Here is a 1553-nt window from a genome sequence, read left to right as displayed (position 1 = left end):
CCTCCTATGTAAAGCGTTTATATAAAAATGGTTATTTTTTCTCTTTTATACATAAAAAAATATTTTTTTCTTCTGCCAGCCTTCAGTTAGGGCAATAGTTATCACCGGCAGTAATTTCTGCCATTCCTTAAGATTACCCTTGTTTCTCAGTCTCCTATTTGCGGTCATCCTAAAAAAGAGCCGCGAGCATTAATTATGGGTTATTATAAAAGGTGCTGCCTACTTGACTTTGCAAACTGTAAATCAGCCGCAGGCTATACATTGCAGTCACCTTTTTATTTGGTGTGCAATAGCCTGGCCTGTAACAACTGCCGGGTATATATTGCAGTCACCCTTATTTTTTTGAGTACAAACGGGAAAATTCTTTATTGTTGTTATTGTCGTGTTAGTATGTGTGTAAACTCGAAGAGTTTTCCATATACTAACACGTATGCGCCATATTTAACTTGCTTCAGCAGGGTTCTCCTTAAACCCGATTTTATATTCTTCTCCTGTTTTGATTACATGCCATACTCTGCGTAAAAGTTTATGTGCCACCTTGATTATAATCTTATTGGGCTGTTTACCTTTATGGCTACGATAATAATCCTGCATGGTAGGATCTCTTCTTACAGCAACCCAGGCACTTTCAACCAAATAGCTACGAAGTAAGCTCTTGCTACGATAGGTCAACCCTCTTACTTGTACCGTTTCACCACTACTGTAAATACTCGGAATTAAACCTACATAACTGGCGAGCTGGTCAAATTTTTTAAACCTTCTGATGTTTCCTAATTCAGCAAGGATACCAATTGCTATCGTTGGCCCGATTCCCGGAATCGTCATCAATAATCGATAATCTTCAGCATAGTTATTACAAGCATACTTTCTGAGTTCAGTATTAAGAGCCAGCCATTCCTGACGTACAAAGTCTAAATGTCTTAGCTTGCTGTGCATACTTGAATGGCCCGACGCGTGCTTCCATTCTATGTTGTTAAGCCAAGCTGTTAATTCCATTGTCCATCGCGGCGTATCGTACTGTAAAGGAATTTTAATACCATAGTAAAGTAATTCACCCTTGATTTGGCTTTTTAATTTGCGTATGACTTTAGTTAAGTTATCCTTTTGCCTGAAAAGACTTCTTAATTGTTCCTGCTGTTCATCAGGTACATATATACCCGTAAGATGGCCGGATTGCAATTGCTTGGCAAGGTGACGGCAATCTACACGATCACTCTTTTGATCCCTATTCTTTGCACTTTGCGGTATGTCCGATGGGTTGAGAACTTTAACGTGCCAGCCAGCCAGGCTTAGTTGCCGATATGGAAAAAATCCGCAACATGATGCTTCATAACAGCATTCGACGGGATAACCCTGGAAATGTTGGTTCACGTAATCTATTAAGATACCCGGATCGGATGTCATATTAAATGTTTTGTGATCAAAAAGATCAGTCCTGATACTTACTGACCAGTTCTTCTTATGGACATCAATGCCGATAAATAATTGTGGAGTTTGCATAAGCCTATGTTTTTGTTGCTAAATTATTGAACAACGCTTTAACATATATGCTT

At 38.9% G+C, this 1553-nt stretch carries 1 protein-coding gene; it reads right to left on the bottom strand.

Annotated features, from left to right (window positions below; translation table 11 throughout):
- Positions 1-441: 441 nt before the first annotated feature.
- Complete coding sequence (locus tag BLS59_RS31090; RefSeq protein WP_091157929.1) at positions 442-1500, bottom strand: IS110 family RNA-guided transposase; 1059 nt, start codon at positions 1498-1500, stop codon at positions 442-444.
- Positions 1501-1553 lie beyond the last annotated feature (53 nt).

This window comes from Mucilaginibacter pineti (assembly GCF_900101875.1).
GTDB lineage: Bacteria > Bacteroidota > Bacteroidia > Sphingobacteriales > Sphingobacteriaceae > Mucilaginibacter > Mucilaginibacter pineti.
The sequence above is the reverse complement of the archived record's forward strand: the minus strand, read 5'-3'. Positions and strand labels throughout refer to the sequence as shown.